Source organism: Endozoicomonas sp. ALC020 (assembly GCF_049275935.1).
In the GTDB taxonomy this organism is placed as follows: Bacteria; Pseudomonadota; Gammaproteobacteria; order Pseudomonadales; family Endozoicomonadaceae; genus Endozoicomonas_A.
Genome location: NZ_CP184830.1, coordinates 1,125,116 through 1,143,432, shown reverse-complemented (window position 1 = coordinate 1,143,432; position 18,317 = coordinate 1,125,116). Strand labels below are relative to the sequence as shown.

6 protein-coding genes are annotated in these 18,317 nt (G+C 48.1%); all 6 read left to right on the top strand.

From position 1 onward, the window contains the following. The first annotated feature begins 70 nt into the window (after positions 1-70). The 6 genes from ACOJUO_RS03660 (at position 71) to ACOJUO_RS03635 (ending at position 18,316) form a co-directional block, all read left to right on the top strand. Positions 71-682 (top strand): Eco29kI family restriction endonuclease, encoded by a 612-nt coding sequence (locus tag ACOJUO_RS03660; RefSeq protein ID WP_422138949.1) that lies wholly within the window; start codon positions 71-73, stop codon positions 680-682. Then, complete coding sequence (locus ACOJUO_RS03655; protein ID WP_422138948.1) at positions 663-1,868, top strand: DNA cytosine methyltransferase; 1,206 nt, start codon at positions 663-665, stop codon at positions 1,866-1,868. The genes ACOJUO_RS03660 and ACOJUO_RS03655 overlap by 20 nt, the downstream gene beginning before the upstream one ends. 191 nt (positions 1,869-2,059) lie before the next feature. After that, the gene (locus ACOJUO_RS03650; protein WP_422135406.1) at positions 2,060-2,239 is read left to right on the top strand and encodes a type II toxin-antitoxin system HicA family toxin; all 180 of its coding nucleotides are present in this window, start codon (positions 2,060-2,062) and stop codon (positions 2,237-2,239) included. A gap of 48 nt (positions 2,240-2,287) precedes the next feature. Continuing rightward, on the top strand, positions 2,288-2,728 hold the full coding sequence (locus tag ACOJUO_RS03645) for a type II toxin-antitoxin system HicB family antitoxin (RefSeq protein WP_422138947.1): 441 nt from the start codon (positions 2,288-2,290) through the stop codon (positions 2,726-2,728). 272 nt (positions 2,729-3,000) lie between these two features. Further along, positions 3,001-10,572: an AAA family ATPase gene (locus ACOJUO_RS03640; RefSeq protein ID WP_422138946.1), complete on the top strand. Its 7,572-nt coding sequence runs from the start codon at positions 3,001-3,003 to the stop codon at positions 10,570-10,572. 148 nt (positions 10,573-10,720) lie between these two features. Beyond that, entirely contained in the window at positions 10,721-18,316 is a 7,596-nt protein-coding gene (locus ACOJUO_RS03635; RefSeq protein ID WP_422138945.1) for an AAA family ATPase, read from the top strand. Position 18,317: the final 1 nt, after the last annotated feature.

Below are 18,317 nucleotides of genomic sequence, written 5' to 3'. Positions count from 1 at the left end.
CGGGGACTGGCTTTGCCAGCCCGTCAGCTCTGGTGTTAGCGGCTACCCAAGATTTTAACTGGGGATGTAAATGAAGATAGAAGAACATATTTATCGGTCGGAGTCTTTTGTAGAGCTTATCGAAGACGCAGTTGAATTTATGATAAATACGCCGTTTGAAAAACTTCCACCGGAGGTCAAATTCGCAGGCGGTGGCGTATATGCACTTTATTACAAAGGGGATTTTCCACAGTACAGAAAGATCTATAGCAAAACTCCAGATCTTCCAATTTATGTGGGTAAAGCAGTACTGCCGGGATGGAGGCAAGGTCGGGGTAGTCTTAAAGAAAATGATTCCGCTTTATACAGAAGTTTAAACGAGCACGCGAGAAGCATTAATGCTGCGGAGAATCTTCAGATTGAAGATTTTTCATGCAGGTTTATCGTGTTACAAGATCAGGAAGCTGACCTTATAAGTACTGTGGAAGCGGCGATGACTCGCAGGTATAATCCTCTTTGGAACTCTCATATAGATGGGTTTGGCAATCATGATCCCGGTAAGGGGAGGTATGAGCAAGCAAAATCTGAATGGGACGTGCTTCATCCCGGCAGAGTTTGGGCTGATCGACTAAAAGGTACGCCACCGAATGAGAATAAAGTTGAAGAAAAAATAGGTATTTATCATGTCCAAAAATCAACCTAACTCAGTCGAGCTATTTTCTGGAGCAGGCGGGTTAGCTTTGGGGTTGGCAAACAGTGGCTTTAAGCATGAAATGCTCGTTGAATTTAATAAAGATGCTGTAAACACACTGTTAAAGAATCATGATGAGGGACAAGCTCAAATAAAAAGCTGGGATATCCAGCATGAAGATGTAAGAAATATATCATTCCAAAAATATAGAGGCAGTCTTTCTCTCGTTGCAGGTGGCCCTCCCTGCCAACCATTTTCTTTAGGTGGAAAGCACAAGGCGTTTAACGATAACAGAGATATGTTTCCTCAAGCTGTTCGAGCAGTAAGAGAGTCAAGGCCTGACTCTTTTATATTTGAAAATGTTAAGGGATTGCTGAGAAAAAATTTCAGCACATATTTTGAATACATAATATTGCAATTATCTTACCCAAATATCTCTAAGGCAGATGGCGAAGACTGGGAGAGTCATTTAGCGCGACTCGAAGAAACTCACACGAAAGGCAAATATAGAGGTCTTAAATACAATGTCGTGTACAGACTTCTGAATGCTGCAGATTATGGTGTTCCTCAAAAAAGAGAGCGAGTTTTCATTGTTGGCTTCCGTAATGATTTAAATGTCGAGTGGAGTTTTCCCAAGGCTACTCACTCTCAAGATGCATTGCTATGGGATCAATGGGTTACTGGAGATTACTGGAAGCGCCTCAAGGTTTCTAAATTCGATAGGCCAAAACTAAATCAAAACCCAGAGAAAATTGCTTCACGTCTTCAAAAAAAGTATGGGCTATTCCAAACTGAAGAAAAACCATGGGTTACTGTCAGGGAAGCTATACAAGATTTACCTTCGCCTAAAAGAAAGAATGATTTTAACAACCATGTATTTAAAGATGGTGCCAAATCATATCCTGGTCACACAGGAAGTCCCATCGACGAGCCTTCTAAAACATTAAAAGCGGGAGATCATGGTGTCCCCGGCGGGGAAAATATGGTTCGCTTTAATGATAATTCAATTAGGTATTTCACCGTACGTGAGGCTGCAAGAATTCAAACATTTCCTGATGATTATCATGTTGCCGGAGTATGGAGTGAGTGCATGAGGCAAATTGGTAACGCCGTTCCCGTCACACTAGCTGAAGTAGTAGCAAAGAGTGTCTATCAAGTCATTGCCCCTAACAAGTCAAAGCACTCGGTGGCAGCATAGCTGCGCCGGTGTTTTCGGCGCTATGCATATTGGCAAACTCTTCAGTAAGCTTATCTTCGTTATTCGTTCCGACATCTGTATCTATCTGAAATTAAAACAAAAAGCTCTTTACACATAACTGTGTATGGAAAGGTTTGCTTGCAGTGTGTGTGCGTGTGTATACTTCTGTTATGCAAGTTTAGGGAGGTCGAATGACTTCGGACGAACTAAGAAAAGAACTTGAAGCCAGGGGTTGCAGGTTCTTAAGGCAAGGCAAAGGCTCTCATGAGATATGGATAAACAAGGAAGGGAAAAGAACTTCCGTTCCTCATCCGAAAAGGAAACTTGGAAAGGGGCTTGTAACAAAGTTGCTGAAATGGGCAGGGGAGTGATCTCCCCCTCAGAATCGATAAAGAAATTATATTAATGTGAGGCAAGACATGTTATTTAAAATTGGTATAGAAAAAGCGGAAGACAATAACACAGCCTATGGTATTGTAATTCCTGCTCTGTGCAATGATAAATACTCAGCCTATTCTGCAGCTGATGAGTTTGATGATATTGTAAAAAATGCAAAAGATGCCGCATTTACAGTTATGGAAGAGATGGCTCTTAATGGAGAATTAGATCTATCTCAAATTGCATTATCAAACAAACAAGATTATTCGAATAATCCTGATTATGAAGATTTTACCGAATGGGCTTTTATAGATATTGAAGTAGATGAAGTTCTGGGAAAGCAAAAAAGAATCAATGTCAGCATGTCTGATCTTCTTATTGCTCATATAGATCAAATCGTTAAGAGTGGTGGAAAGTACAAAGATCGAAGTGATTTTTTGACGCAAGCAGCATTACATCAAATAACTGGTGCAACCTTATAACAAGTAAAACCATCTCCTGACAAACGACATGTACACGGACAAAAAATAGAACGCGCATAACGAACTCGCTTGACGGGGTCAGCTACGCTGCCCGTCAGCACTGGGATATCAGTTCATGATGCGTTTTTTGAGATCGCTGACTTTCTTCTCCGCTGACTTTCTTTCCTCACCAGGGATAATCATCAAAACGGAACTTTAGTACTTTCTTAAGGTCAAATAATTAAACAGCTTTAATTTATTCCTGCAAATGACTGTAGGGAGGAAGATTGACTATGGATGGTCGTATTGGTGAGAAAATAAATTACCCCGTTCCTGATGGTGGCATGCCAGCCAGGGGAGCAAGTCTGTATTTATCGTCAAAAAATACGGATGTCTGCCCTGGTGTAACGCCCAAACTCAATGGATCGGCACCTCAGGTTGCGTCGCCGGACAGAGTGAGAACCGTATCTTCAAAGGACTCCGCGACTCAAAGGCCCCCTCACGCCTTCGATTTTCGTTTTGTCGCCAGTAATGATCAGGTGCGACAGCTTTTAGTTGCCCAGACCCGCGATGAACATCGGGAAGTCACCCTTATTACCCATCCCGATGACCTCTCACAGGCTAACCTGGTGAGCCGACTGAGCATTTCCGGTGATGGTCGCAACACGCTGTATCCGGGCAAACTGTTTGAAGGTTCACAGCCATTTACCCTGGTAATAGATATCCGAAAGCTCGCCAGCAAAGCACTGCCAAAATTTAACGACCTGCTGGACCCCGATAACCCCTGTCTGTACGACAAAGTCAGCCGTAAGAAACGCCCCCTGGGCAAGCATGTTTCTCTATTGGTCGTGGCAGACCCTGCACAGTTGGCATCAGTTGGCCATTGTGAAGGCGCATTGGCGGCCGGCGCTCCGGGGGCTGATTTCTGGCGGCGAATTAATCGACCGGGCAATTCCTGGCATTTCGATGCTCAGACCGGCAATGCCCGGGCAATAAACATCGACAGTGTTCCTCCGGTATTGGCTGAATTCTCTCCCGCTGAGAGCACCATGGATAACGACAATACCCTTGTTATTGACTGTCACCTGCACAGCCACTGGCGACAGTTGCTTCTGGGCGGCCCCGGAGTGGATGAAAAAGGGCGAATCCGGCACCTGCCCGGCAGACTTGAGTCATTAAAGGCCGGACAACGAGTGATTCTGAAAGGGGCCAACTGGGATGATCTGGCCTTTGAACAGACGATTCGACAGATGTTGGCGCAACAGAGCTTCGAGAGCAACGGCAAGATTTGTCAGTTACCCGACAATGTTCAGTTTTATCAGATGCCGGTAGGGAAGGACGAGCTTCATTCATTGTACCAAAGCCTGTCTCACTCTTATAAAGAAGATGACAAAGGACTTGATAAAAAGCACGCACCACGAAACCCGATCATCATTAACGAGAATAATATCACGGATTGGCTGAGCCCCATTGCAATTGCTCCCGGAGGCTATGCCACCCCTAACACCTGTCTGTTGGAGCAAGTTCGGGCGGGTGGTACCGTCACCGTCACGTCTCCCCTCACTGAGGCAGAATGGTTTTGTTTACTGGGCTCACTGCAGACTATTCGCGAAACGACTGGTCTGGAGCCCCGACTTCAGGTGGCGCATTGGAAAAAGCAGCCGAATGCCCTGGGATTGACAAAAAACGATGAGCACCCTTTGCCCGGGAGCCAACAGCCACAGAAAAAAGTTAAAGATCATGCTGCTTTTAATACCTTCACTTATCAGCAACATGCCCAGGCAAGTCATTGGCTGAATAATCAGCGGGGAGCACCTCTGGTTATTCAGGTCAATGAACAAACCAGCTTCAGTGAGCTATTTGATAATATCCATATCACCTCGGAACAAAAGGCCCATTTTGGACGACGTCAGAGTAAATTGCAGGAGGCATTAATCGCTGGCACGCCGGTTATTTTTCGGGGACTGGAGAGTAATCCGGAGCTTCAGCAGCGTCTGGAACCTCTGGTGGTTGGCCAGCCTCTGTTGCTCAATGGCCAATTGCAGGCCTACCCACAAGCTCATATCACAGTACTCTGGCCTGATTCTGCAAAAAGCCCGTCTTCGGTATTTCGTGCAATGGTTGCCAGGAGTAAGCCGTGTCCCAAGGTTGATCTTTGGGGTATCAGCGTCTCCAGGCATGGTATCGCCCGAACCGAGGTGCCAGAACAAGCACTTGATAAACTTTACGAAGCGTTTAAAACCGTACCTGTTGGCCTTTGTAATGCTCTGCCTGAAATCACCGAAGGGTTGTTGAATAATCTGATACTGGCTGCCCGGCGGGCAAAACAGGTGGACCAGTCCCAACAGCTTTTACCCCGCCACTGGCGCAAAGCCATCAATAGCGTCATCACCCATGGCACCCGGCAAAATCCATCCGTGCGTGATTTTATGAAAGTGGCTTGTTGGCAATTGTTACCGGATAACACGCCGGATGCTCATCAGAAGCCGCAAGAGGGTCAGGCCGCCTCGGTAGACCCGGATCAGTTAACTGCCATCATCAACAGTGCCCGGCATTTGGATAGAGAGTTTGTGGAGCAGAACCTGTGGCCACTGGCCCGAGCCTTTGACCCGGCAGTATTTAAAGGTACCGAATTACAACTGTCCTATAAAAGTCCGTTTCCACAATCGGCTGACAAAAAAGCTCTGGACAGGCTCTGTGCCATGATCCTGGCTCATGCGCCTGAACAACAACGACAGACCATAGCCTATCAGTTGGAAGTCGATCCGAAGGCAACAGAGCAATATTCATCGTTAACCATCAGGCCAGAAAGACAGATCAAACGTTTGCGGGACGGGCTGGCTTGCGGCTGGCATTTACCTTTGTCACAAGGGCAGATCCGATCCGATGCCATTCAGGCTCTGGCCACCGATTGTTTCCACATGGCCAGAACAACGAATTCCGAGGCAGAGCGCATTGAACGTATTGAAAATCGACTGTCTGAATCACTGAAATGGCAGGGTTCCGCTGATATGCCCCTGTCAGCACTGGCCCGGGATCTTTATCACGGCAAGATAAGTCAGAAAGATCGTGAAAGTCGTCGATTATCGCGACTTCATGACCGGCTTACGGACTCTCCCGTTATATTTCTGCAAGGAGAAACCGGCACCGGGAAAAGTTACTTTTCAGCAAAGATGGCAGAGGCTTTAGGACAGGCTAAGGTCATTTCCCTTGGACCTTCCGACAGCGAACAGACCCTGATGAAACGCTGGCAGTGGCGGGAGCATACCGATGGCGACCGCTCTATGATGCAACAAAACCGGACTCTGATGGAATGGGCTACTATCCCAGAGGACACAGATGGAGAATACATTACTCTGGTTCTGGATGAAGCCAACCTGGCTAAAACCGGATTACTGGCGTCATTGAACGGCTTATGGGAGCCAAAGCCTTGCATCTATGTCAATGGTCACCCTGTTCCGGTCAGCCCAAAACACCGGGTGATTCTCACCGGCAATTCGGATCATTACTCCGGGCGCCAGCTCGATCCGGCCCTGAAAGAGAAACTGCCCAAGGCTTATTACCCACGCCTGGATCAGGCTTTCCTTGAGGACAGGGTGGTGGAACCGGCTCTGGTCAATCATTTATCACAACGGCATCTGCCGGAGCAGCAAATAAACGACATTGCACACAGTGCCACCAAGAGCCTGATGGCTCTGTGGCAATATTATCAGGAGCTGTTGCCCGAGCATGAGTTTACCCCCAGGGATTTAACCGACATCTGTAGCTGGGTGGGTTGGTATCTGGATCGTGCGTTGTCGGAAGGCGACAGTGTTAGCTGTGAGCAAGTGAACAGTTTGATCCAGCAAAGTTTTCGGGATGTACTGGGTCCCGAAATCAGCGAGACTCAACAGGATGCCCTTTCGGCACTGGAAATCTGGTTTGCTGCCCGTTACCACCCGGACAACACCCTGCGCGACAAAGTTCATAACTACACCCTGCCAGATATTCAGCGAGACTTCGGAGCATACACCAAAAAATTCCGACCTGAGTTTGATGCCTCCGGATCGGCAGTCATTGAACTGGTGCAAGGGCTGGGACAGGATTTAAGCCGCTGTCAGCAGGCTTATCATCACGACAGAAAACACGGCGGACGACAAGCGACGTTGATTGAAGGCCCAGCCGGGCGGGGTAAGGATGCCACGCTGAACCTGATGATTGAAAGTGTCAGACAGCAGGCCAGGCAACGGCAAGAATCCATGCCAGGGGTCTCTCTCCTGAATGCCTGTGATTGTTCCTGGGATAAAGTGTGTGAAGCGATCCAGAAAGCAAAAGTGAAAGGCGGCATCGTGGTGGTTTCGGAAATGAATCTGATCGACAGCCAGCATCTGGAAGGTGAGTTAAACGATATTCTGGCCGGTGACGCCCATCCGGGTTTCCACCTGTTTGCCACCATCAACCCACCCGAGTACAGCGGGCGAAAACCCTTATCACCGGCGCTGAAAGGACGTTTTCGGCATTTGCCGATCCGCCAGTATAACTCGACAGAATTGCAGAACATTGCCAAGAAAGTGTTGCCAAACTCCCCAAAAGGGAAATTCGTCGCCAAATGGCTGACTGAAAAACATTGTCGTTTAAGGGCCTGCCTGCAACGCAAAGACCTGCCGTTACAGCCCACCAGCCGCGATTTACAGAATGTCGCCATGGCTGTCAAAAGAGGAGGCAATTTTAGCGAAAAAGCACTTCGTCAATGCCTCAATCAGCACTACCGGCTTTACCTGATGGCTGCCAACCTGTCGCTGGAGGAACTGCCGAAGTCACCGGCTCTTGTCATGGGTAAAGGAGCACTTGATTCCGGACTTTGCAAATGGCTCAACGAAAGGGTATCGGGCATTAGTCGTCCATGGTTGATACGACGCAGTGATCGCAACAGTATTGATGAAAAACACCATGAGATTTGTTTCAAGACCGGTCTGACTGGAAAAAAAACCAAAACAGAAATCATCAGGATGGTCGCTCAGTCACAATGGCAGGCATTCGGTCTTTCCCTGAATCCGGACCCGTCGGACAATGCTCTCACCCGGGCACTGTACCGACACTGGCAGCAAAGCTGGTTTGATCGTAAGTTTGACAAGACGGGCATTGACGCCAATAGCGTATTTCCCCTGACGGAAGAAGAGAAAAAAACGCTAAAATTACCCGCTTACCGGTCTTGTCTTCAGGAAGCTGATCAGCGGATAAGCACATGGAACGCCAATGCAGTTCAATACGGGTCTGCGTTTTGGCACCAGATGGGTGCTCTGCCGAACCAGCGGGTGGACGATTATACTAACAAAGCCTCAGCCATCAATGCTGATGAGGCTCATGAAAAATTCATCGAGGAACTCTCCGAGAAAGATTTCATAGGCCTGGAACGAGACACGGACTATGAGTGCGAGAAGAAGCCACGAGTTAAGAGTGAAATAGTTTTTAAGACTCAGCACCATCCTTCCCATATGTATCGCTGGTGGGCAAGTGATGTTTGTGTGTCCGACAAGGGTAATATTAGAACGGTCGATATTAATGACCTGCACTTCCTGGGGGTCGAAACTCTCACACCTGACCCTTTACCAGGAGGGCGTGATCAGGAATTGATCTTAGCCAGCAATCAAACCCTGGCGACCCTCAAGATGTCATCAGAAGATGGTCAATATGAATTACCCAGCCTGACGCCTGATGACTATATCGTGGCCCTGCGTATAGAACCCGATTTGCCATATACCCTGAAAAGAGACAAATATACCGGGCTTCACACGCTGTTTATTCCAAAGGCCAAAGCTAATAAGGGGCGGCGTATTCAAATTTCTTATGTCGTAGAATCCAGAGAACCGGACTTGGAAGCATCGGCTAAAGAAGCTCGCTCAAAACGATCGATAAGGTTTCACACCCGCTGTTCAAAAGGGATGAAAAAAGTACTGAAAGGACTGTTTACGAACATTGACCAACAACCACCCGAAATACAGGAGCCTTTGCGGAAAATAGCAGACGCTCAAGACACGGCAGAACGCATTCAGGCAATCAAGGAGTATTGCCGGCAGTTTTCCGGGGTGACTAAACCAAAGCGCGGGGAGAATTTCTTTAAATTCCTGGTAACACAGCGGCAAGGGCGTTGTCGTCATCGTGCGCCTGTTTTTGTCGCTCTTTGCCGTTATTTCAAGATTCCATGTCGGCAAATGTTTAACAATACACACGCCTTTGCCGAGTGTTCCGAGGATGGAGGCCAAACCTGGCTGTCAGTGGATTTGGGCGGAGCGCCCACAAAGAACACAAAAGTGATACCAAAATTTCAGCGCACCAGAACGTTGCAAAGTGCCAGCGCTGAGTTAAAGACATTTAAGAATCTCCCGGAAGGGGCAGATTTATCACAACAGCAAACTCTGGCTAAAGCCATGAGTACGAGCCCCGAGAAACCGGGCAAACCTTTTCTGACAAACAGTGCATTGCCAGAAAGAATTCCAAGCATTTTCAAGATGGTAAAAAAACTTTGGGGAGAAAAAAATTTAACCAGTTTTGCCATGGGTATCTCAGCGTTATCAGAGACAAAAGCGTTGAGTAATGACGACAAGAAATTGCTCGGTACTGTGGCTCGCGACGATCAGGATGAGAACAGTAAAAGTCATAATGATAAACCGATGTCGGAGGCTCCGATCGATTCTGTGCAAATCGACGATTGGGAATGGGACGGGAGGAGTCGCGATTATGAACCGATGTCTGAGGCAGTCATACAAATCTTGCTCGACAATGATGAAGATCAGGTCACTGAACAACTCGAGTCATTGTACTCAAGAATGATTATTCAGGGCGGAGCAAATCCTAACAACTGGTTGAGATCAATGGTGTCTATATTGGGTCAGAGCGACCTGACCAAACCGTCGGTTATTCACTTTGCCCTTAAAGCCATGGAATCGGGTTGGCTGGATCCAGTGCCAGATTATGACATAAATATTATCAGAGCCTCTGAACATCATGAGCTACTGGAAGCTCTGGAAGGCATCGATGAGCTGAAGGTTAAAGCCACCCATTGTCTGAGAAAGTGGTATGAAGCATTGTTGTCCAGGGAAAAACACAGTAGGGTGTGGCGTTTGAATTATGAACACTACCAGAGGCAAGAACCTGACACCTTGTTCGTCACTCATTGCCATGACGGGTTTTCGTCATCCCTTGAAAATCAAATTGCCCATCATTCTATAGAAGACGTCTGGACGAACAATCCTGAGGGCATTCCGAATATAGAACGAATGCTGGTGCAACTGCCTGCTTTTTCACAGTTAAACTCGGGCAGGGAAAAACACCGTCCGGCAATTATTATCGGTTGCCCCAAATGGGACGAAATTGCAATTAAGGAAAAGGTTCAAGCCCTGCTGCAACGAAAAGCAGAGAACAGGCCGGAGTTGAAGCAGATATTGGAAAAAGCCAATCAGATTCTGCCCCCCCTCAAGGTGTCGGACGAGGAGAAAAAAATTCTTGATGACTTCACAAACAAATGCGAGCAAGCGATCAGACATGCCTTCAGTCATTATCTTTACGAAGTGACACAGTCAAAAGGCGGTCGCTTAACGTATTGTTGGGTTGACGCTGTCATGCATTCTCACAGAAACCGTGACAGCGATAACTTTGACTATGGCGCTCATGATCCATCCTCACCAGAGGAGCTGTTTGCCATGATGTCTGATATTTGTAGCTTTAGCCATCGAGAGAAACTTGTTAAGGACGCCTACTTGCGACAGGCACAAAACGCCAGTGATGCCCTGGTACTGAGGTCCGATGAGCTGACATTCATTGCCAAAGAGTTTTTGAGCAGCATGAACCTGAATTCGATGGCTGACTCATTGGATATCAGAACATAGTCTGGTCACGATGAGTTTTTCGAGGTCGTTGACTTGCTTCAATGGTTACAGGCAACTGTCCAAATGGAACTTTCATCCAATCTCAAGGTCAAATAACTGTACAGTTTCAAAACACTCCTTCAAAGGAAAGCAGTAGAGGAGATTGGCTATGGATGGTCAGATCAATGGAAAAACAAACAACCCTGTTTTTAAGACTGAAAAGCCTGATGGCGGCATACCATCCAAAAGAGCAAAGCTGGATTTAAAACCAGAGATTGCAGAGGTCGCCGGTGTGACTGCCAGACTCAATATATCGCCAACTTCGAGAGGCCTGCCTGACAAAACGAGAACCGTATCCACAACGGATTCGTCGCTCCAAAAGTCTACTCATTCCTTCGATTTTTGTTTTGTCGCCAGTGATGATGAGGTTCGACAACTTCTGATTGCCAGGACCTGCGATAAACATCAGGATGTAACTGTTATTTCCCACCCCGACGATCTCTCACAGGCTAATCTGGTGAGCCGGTTGAGTATTTCCGAAGAGGGTCGCCACACTCTGCGTTCAGGCAGGCTCTTTGAAAGTTCACAGCCATTGACACTGGTGATAGATATTCGAAAACTCACCGGTGAAGAACTGCCCAAATTTAACGATCTACTGGACCCAGATAACCCTTGTCTGTACGACAAAGTCACTCAGGAGAAACGCCTTCTGGGCGACCATGTCTCTCTATTGGTGCTGGCAGACCCTGCACAGTTGGCATCAGTTGGCCAGTGTGAAGGCGCATTGGCGGCCGACGTTCCGGGGGCTGATTTCTGGCGGCGAATTAATCGACCGGACAATTCCTGGCATTTCGATGCTCAGACCGGCAATGCCCGGGCAATAAACATCGACAGTGTTCCTCCGGTATTGGCTGAATTCTCTCCCGCTGAGAGCACCATGGATAACGACAATACCCTTGTTATTGACTGTCACCTGCACAGCCACTGGCGACAGTTGCTTCTGGGCGGCCCCGGAGTGGATGAAAAAGGGCGAATCCAGCACCTGCCCGGCAGACTTGAGTCATTAAAGGCCGGACAACGAGTGATTCTGAAAGGCGCCAACTGGGATGATCTGGCCTTTGAACAGACGATTCGACAGATGTTGGCGCAACAGAGCTTCGAGAGCAACGGCAAGATTTGTCAGTTACCCGACAATGTTCAGTTTTATCAGATGCCGGTAGGGAAGGACGAGCTTCATTCATTGTACCAAAGCCTGTCTCACTCTTATAAAGAAGATGACAAAGGACTTGATAAAAAGCACGCACCACGAAACCCGATCATCATTAACGAGAATAATATCACGGATTGGCTGAGCCCCATTGCAATTGCTCCCGGAGGCTATGCCACCCCTAACACCTGTCTGTTGGAGCAAGTTCGGGCGGGTGGTACCGTCACCGTCACGTCTCCCCTCACTCAGGCAGAATGGTTTTGTTTACTGGGCTCACTGCAGACTATTCGCGAAACGACTGGTCTGGAGCCCCGACTTCAGGTGGCGCATTGGAAAAAGCAGCCGAATGCCCTGGGATTGACAAAAAACGATGAGCACCCTTTGCCCGGGAGCCATCAGCCACAGAAAAAAGTCAAAGATCATGCTGTCTTTAATACCTTCACTTATCAGCAACATGCCCAGGCAAGTCATTGGCTGAATAATCAGCGGGGAGCACCTCTGGTTATTCAGGTCAATGAAAAAACCAGCTTCAGTGAGCTATTTGATAATATCCATATCACCTCGGAACAAAAGGCCCATTTTGGACGACTTCAGAGTAAATTGCAGGAGGCATTAATCGCTGGCACGCCGGTTGTTGTTCGGGGACTGGAGAGTAATCCAAGGCTTCAGCAGCTTCTGGAACCTCTGGTTGTGGGACAACCTCTGCTAGTGAATGGCCAATTGCAGGCCTACCCAAAAGCTCATGTCACAATACTCTGGCCTGATTCTGCAAAAAGCCCGTCTTCGGTATTTCGTGCAATGGTTGCCAGGAGTAAGCCGTGTCCCAAGGTTGATCTTTGGGGTATCAGCGTCTCCAGGCATGGTATCGCCCGAACCGAGGTGCCAGAACAAGCACTTGATAAACTTTACGAAGCGTTTAAAACCGTACCTGTTGGCCTTTGTAATGCTCTGCCTGAAATCACCGAAGGGTTGTTGAATAATCTGATACTGGCTGCCCGGCGGGCAAAACAGGTGGACCAGTCCCAACAGCTTTTACCCCGCCACTGGCGCAAAGCCATCAATAGCGTCATCACCCATGGCACCCGGCAAAATCCATCCGTGCGTGATTTTATGAAAGTGGCTTGTTGGCAATTGTTACCGGATAACACGCCGGATGCTCATCAGAAGCCGCAAGAGGGTCAGGCCGCCTCGGTAGACCCGGATCAGTTAACTGCCATCATCAACAGTGCCCGGCATTTGGATAGAGAGTTTGTGGAGCAGAACCTGTGGCCACTGGCCCGAGCCTTTGACCCGGCAGTATTTAAAGGTACCGAATTACAACTGTCCTATAAAAGTCCGTTTCCACAATCGGCTGACAAAAAAGCTCTGGACAGGCTCTGTGCCATGATCCTGGCTCATGCGCCTGAACAACAACGACAGACCATAGCCTATCAGTTGGAAGTCGATCCGAAGGCAACAGAGCAATATTCATCGTTAACCATCAGGCCAGAAAGACAGATCAAACGTTTGCAGGACGGGCTGGCTTGCGGCTGGCATTTACCTTTGTCACAAGGGCAGATCCGATCCGATGCCATTCAGGCTCTGGCCACCGATTGTTTCCACATGGCCAGAACAACGAATTCCGAGGCAGAGCGCATTGAACGTATTGAAAATCGACTGTCTGAATCACTGAAATGGCAGGGTTCCGCTGATATGCCCCTGTCAGCACTGGCCCGGGATCTTTATCACGGCAAGATAAGTCAGAAAGATCGTGAAAGTCGTCGATTATCGCGACTTCATGACCGGCTTACGGACTCTCCCGTTATATTTCTGCAAGGAGAAACCGGCACCGGGAAAAGTTACTTTTCAGCAAAGATGGCAGAGGCTTTAGGACAGGCTAAGGTCATTTCCCTTGGACCTTCCGACAGCGAACAGACCCTGATGAAACGCTGGCAGTGGCGGGAGCATACCGATGGCGACCGCTCTATGATGCAACAAAACCGGACTCTGATGGAATGGGCTACTATCCCAGAGGACACAGATGGAGAATACATTACTCTGGTTCTGGATGAAGCCAACCTGGCTAAAACCGGATTACTGGCGTCATTGAACGGCTTATGGGAGCCAAAGCCTTGCATCTATGTCAATGGTCACCCTGTTCCGGTCAGCCCAAAACACCGGGTGATTCTCACCGGCAATTCGGATCATTACTCCGGGCGCCAGCTCGATCCGGCCCTGAAAGAGAAACTGCCCAGGGCTTATTACCCACGCCTGGATCAGGCTTTCCTTGAGGACAGGGTGGTGGAACCGGCTCTGGTCAATCATTTATCACAACGGCATCTGCCGGAGCAGCAAATAAACGACATTGCACACAGTGCCACCAAGAGCCTGATGGCTCTGTGGCAATATTATCAGGAGCTGTTGCCCGAGCATGAGTTTACCCCCAGGGATTTAACCGACATCTGTAGCTGGGTGGGTTGGTATCTGGATCGTGCGTTGTCGGAAGGCGACAGTGTTAGCTGTGAGCAAGTGAACAGTTTGATCCAGCAAAGTTTTCGGGATGTACTGGGTCCCGAAATCAGCGAGACTCAACAGGATGCCCTTTCGGCACTGGAAATCTGGTTTGCTGCCCGTTACCACCCGGACAACACCCTGCGCGACAAAGTTCATAACTACACCCTGCCAGATATTCAGCGAGACTTCGGAGCATACACCAAAAAATTCCAACCTGAGTTTGATACCTCCGGATCGGCAGTCATTGAACTGGTGCAACGGCTGGGACAGGATTTAAGCCGCTCTCAGCAGGCTAATCATCACAACAGAAAACACGGTGGACGACAAGCGACGTTGATTGAAGGCCCAGCCGGGCGGGGTAAGGATGCCACGCTGAACCTGATGATTGAAAGTGTCAGACAGCAGGCCTTGCAACGGCAAGAATCCATACCAGAGGTTTATCTCCTGAATGCCTGTGATTGTTCCTGGGATAAAGTGTGTGAAGCGATCCAGAAAGCAAAAGTGGAAGGCGGCATCGTGGTGATTTCGGAGATGAATCTGATTGACAGCCAGCATCTGGAAGGTGAGTTAAACGATATTCTGGCCGGTGACGCCCATCCGGGTTTCCACCTGTTTGCCACCATCAACCCGCCTGAGTACAGCGGGCGAAAACCCTTATCACCGGCGCTGAAAGGACGTTTCAGACATTTGCCGATCCGCCAGTATAACTCGGCAGAATTGCAGAACATTGCCGGGAAAGTGTTGCCAGACTCCCCAAAAGGGAAATTCGTCGCTGCATGGCTGACTGAAAAACATTGTCGTTTAAGGGCCTGCCTGCAACGCAAAAACCTGCCGTTACAGCTCACCAGTCGCGATTTAAAGAATGTCGCGATGGCTGTCAAAACAGGAGGCGATTTTAGCGAAAAAGCACTTCATCAATGCCTCAATCAGCACTACCGGCTTTACCTGATGGCCGCCAACCTGTCGCTGGAGGAACTGCCGAAGTCACCGGCTCTTGTTATGGGTAAAGGAGCACTTGATTCCGGACTTTGCGAATGGCTCAACGAAACGGTATCGGGCATTAGTCGTCCATGGTTGATACGACGCAGTGATCGCAACAGTATTGATGAAAAACACCATGAGATTTGTTTCAAGACCGGTCTGACTGGAAAAAAAACCAAAACAGAAATCATCAGGATGGTCGCTCAGTCACAATGGCAGGCATTCGGTCTTTCCCTGAATCCGGACCCGTCGGACAATGCTCTCACCCGGGCACTGTACCGACACTGGCAGCAAAGCTGGTTTGATCGTAAGTTTGACAAGACGGGCATTGACGCCAACAGCGTATTTCCCCTGACGGAAGAAGAGGAAAAAACGCTAAAATTACCCGCTTACCGGTCTTGTCTTCAAGAAGCTGATCAGCGGATAAGCAGATGGAACGCCAATGCAGTTCAATACGGGTCTGCGTTTTGGCACCAGATAAGTGATCTGCCCAACCATCAGGTGAGCGATTATGCTAACAAAGCCTCAGCTATCAATGCTGATGAGGCTCATGAAAAATTCATCGAGGAACTCTCCGAGAAAGATTTCATAGGCCTGAAACAGGACACGGACTATGAGTGCGAGGAGAAGCCACGAATTAAGGATGAAATAGTTTTTAAAACTCAGCACCATCCTTCCCATATGTACCGTTGGCGGGCAAGTGATGTTTGTGTGTCTGACACGGGTAATATTAGAACGGTCGATATTAATGACCTGCACTTCCTGGGGGTTGAAACTCTCACACCTGACCCTTTACCAGGGCGTGATCAGGAATTGATCTTAGCCAGCAATCAAACCCTGGCGACCCTCAAGATGTCATCAAAGGATGATGAATATAAATTGCCCAGCCTGACGCCTGATGACTATATCGTGGCTCTGCGTATAGAACCCGATTTGCCATATACCCTGAAAAGAGACAAATATACCGGGCTTCACACGCTGTTTATTCCAAAGGCCAACGCTAAGGGGCGGCGTATTCAAATTTCTTATGTCGTAGAATCCAGAGAACCGGACTTGGAAGCATCGACTAAAGAAGCTCGCTCAAAACGATCGATAAGGTTTCACACCCGCTGTTCAAAAGGGATAAAAAAAGTGCTGAATGGACTGTTTACGAACATTGACCAACAACCACCCGAAATACGGGAGCCTTTGCGAAAAATTGCAAACGCTCAAGACATGACCGAACGCGTTCAGGCAATCAAGGAGTATTGCCGACAGTTTTCCGGGGTGACTAAACCAAAGCGCGGGGAGAATTTCTTTAAATTCCTGGTAACACAGCGGCAAGGGCGTTGCCGTCATCGTGCGCCTGTTTTTGTCGCTCTTTGCCGTTATTTCGGGATTCCATGTCGGCAAATGTCTAACCATACCCACGCCTTTGCCGAGTGTTCAGTGGATAGAGGCCAAACCTGGCTGTCAGTGGATTTGGGCGGGGCGCCCACAAAGGACACAAAAGTGATACCAAAATTTCAGCGCACCAAAACGTTGCAAAGTTCCAGTGCTGCGTTAAAAACAATTAAGAATCTCCTGCAAGGGGCAGATTTATCACAACAGCAAACGCTGGCCAGAGCCATGAATACGAGCCCCGAGAAACTGAGCAAATATTTTCTGACAAACAGTGCATTGCCAGAAAGCATTCCAAGCATTTTCGAGATAGTAAAAAAACTTTGGGGAGAAAAAAATTTAACCAGTTTTGCCATGGGTGTCTCATTGTTATCAGAGACAAAAGCGTTGAACAATGATGAGAAGAAATTGCTCGGTACCCTGACTCGCGACGATCCGGATGAGAACAGTAAAAGTCATAATGATAAACCGATGTCGAAGGCTCCGTTAAAAGGCCTCATAGACGCGAGGTATGAATTCGATTCTGTGCAAATCGACGAATCGTACAGGAGGAATCGCGACTATGAACCGATGTCGGAGGCAGTCATACAAATCTTGCTCGACAATGATGAAGATCAGGTCACTGAACAACTCGAGTCATTGTACTCAAGAATGATTATTCAGGGTGGAGCAAATCCTAACAAGTGGTTGAGATCAATGGTGTCTATATTGAATCAGAGCGAACGGACCAAACCGTCGGTTATTCACTTTGCACTTAAAGCCATGGAATCGGGTTGGCTGGATCCAGTGCCAAATTATCACAGAAATATTATCGGTGCCTTTGAACATCACAGGCTATTGGAAGCTCTGGAAGGCATCGATGAACTGAAGGTTAAAGCCACCCACTGTCTGAGAAAGTGGTATGACGCATTGTTGTCCAGGGAAAAACACAGTAGCGTGTGGCGTTTGAATTATGAACACTACCAGAGGCAAGAACGTGATACCTTGCTCGTCACTCATTGCCATGACGGGTTTTCGTCATCCCTTGAAAATCAGATGGCCCATCGTTCTATACAAGACGTCTGGACGAACAATCCTGAGGGCATTCCTGATATAGAACGAATGCTGGTGCAACAGCCTGCTTTTTCACAGTTAAACCCGAGCAGGGATAAAGACCGTCCGGTGATTATTATCGGTTGCCCCGACTGGGGCGAAATTGCAATTGAGGAAAAGGTTCAAGCCCTGCTGCAACGAAAATCAGAGAACAGGCCGGAGTTTAAGCAGATATTGAAAAAAGCCAATCAGACTCTGCCCCCCCTCAAGGTGTCGAATAAGGAGAAAAAAATTCTTGATGACTTCACAAACAAATGCAAGCAAGCGATCAGACATGCCTTCAGTCATTATCTGTACGAAGTGACACAGTCAAAAGGCGGTCGCTTAACGTATTGTTGGCTTGACACTATCATGCTTTCTCGCATGAACCATGACAGCAATAACTTTTGCTATGGCGCTCATGATCCATCCTCACCAGAAGAGCTGTTTGCCATGATGTCTGATATTTGTCGCTTTAGACATAAAGAGAAACTTGTTAAGGACGCCTACTTGCGACAGGCACAAAACGCCAGTGACGCCCTGGTGCTGAGGTCCGATACGCTGACAACCATTGCCGAAGAGTTTTTGAGCAGCGTGAACCTGAATTCGATGTCGGACTCATTGGATATCTGAT

What these genes read in the sequence shown, in the direction of transcription:
- ACOJUO_RS03660 (WP_422138949.1), top strand. Translation starts at nt 71, where the DNA reads ATGAAGATAGAAGAACATATTTATCGGTCGGAGTCTTTTGTAGAGCTT.
- ACOJUO_RS03655 (WP_422138948.1), top strand. Translation starts at nt 663, where the DNA reads ATGTCCAAAAATCAACCTAACTCAGTCGAGCTATTTTCTGGAGCAGGC.
- ACOJUO_RS03650 (WP_422135406.1), top strand. Translation starts at nt 2,060, where the DNA reads ATGACTTCGGACGAACTAAGAAAAGAACTTGAAGCCAGGGGTTGCAGG.
- ACOJUO_RS03645 (WP_422138947.1), top strand. Translation starts at nt 2,288, where the DNA reads ATGTTATTTAAAATTGGTATAGAAAAAGCGGAAGACAATAACACAGCC.
- ACOJUO_RS03640 (WP_422138946.1), top strand. Translation starts at nt 3,001, where the DNA reads ATGGATGGTCGTATTGGTGAGAAAATAAATTACCCCGTTCCTGATGGT.
- ACOJUO_RS03635 (WP_422138945.1), top strand. Translation starts at nt 10,721, where the DNA reads ATGGATGGTCAGATCAATGGAAAAACAAACAACCCTGTTTTTAAGACT.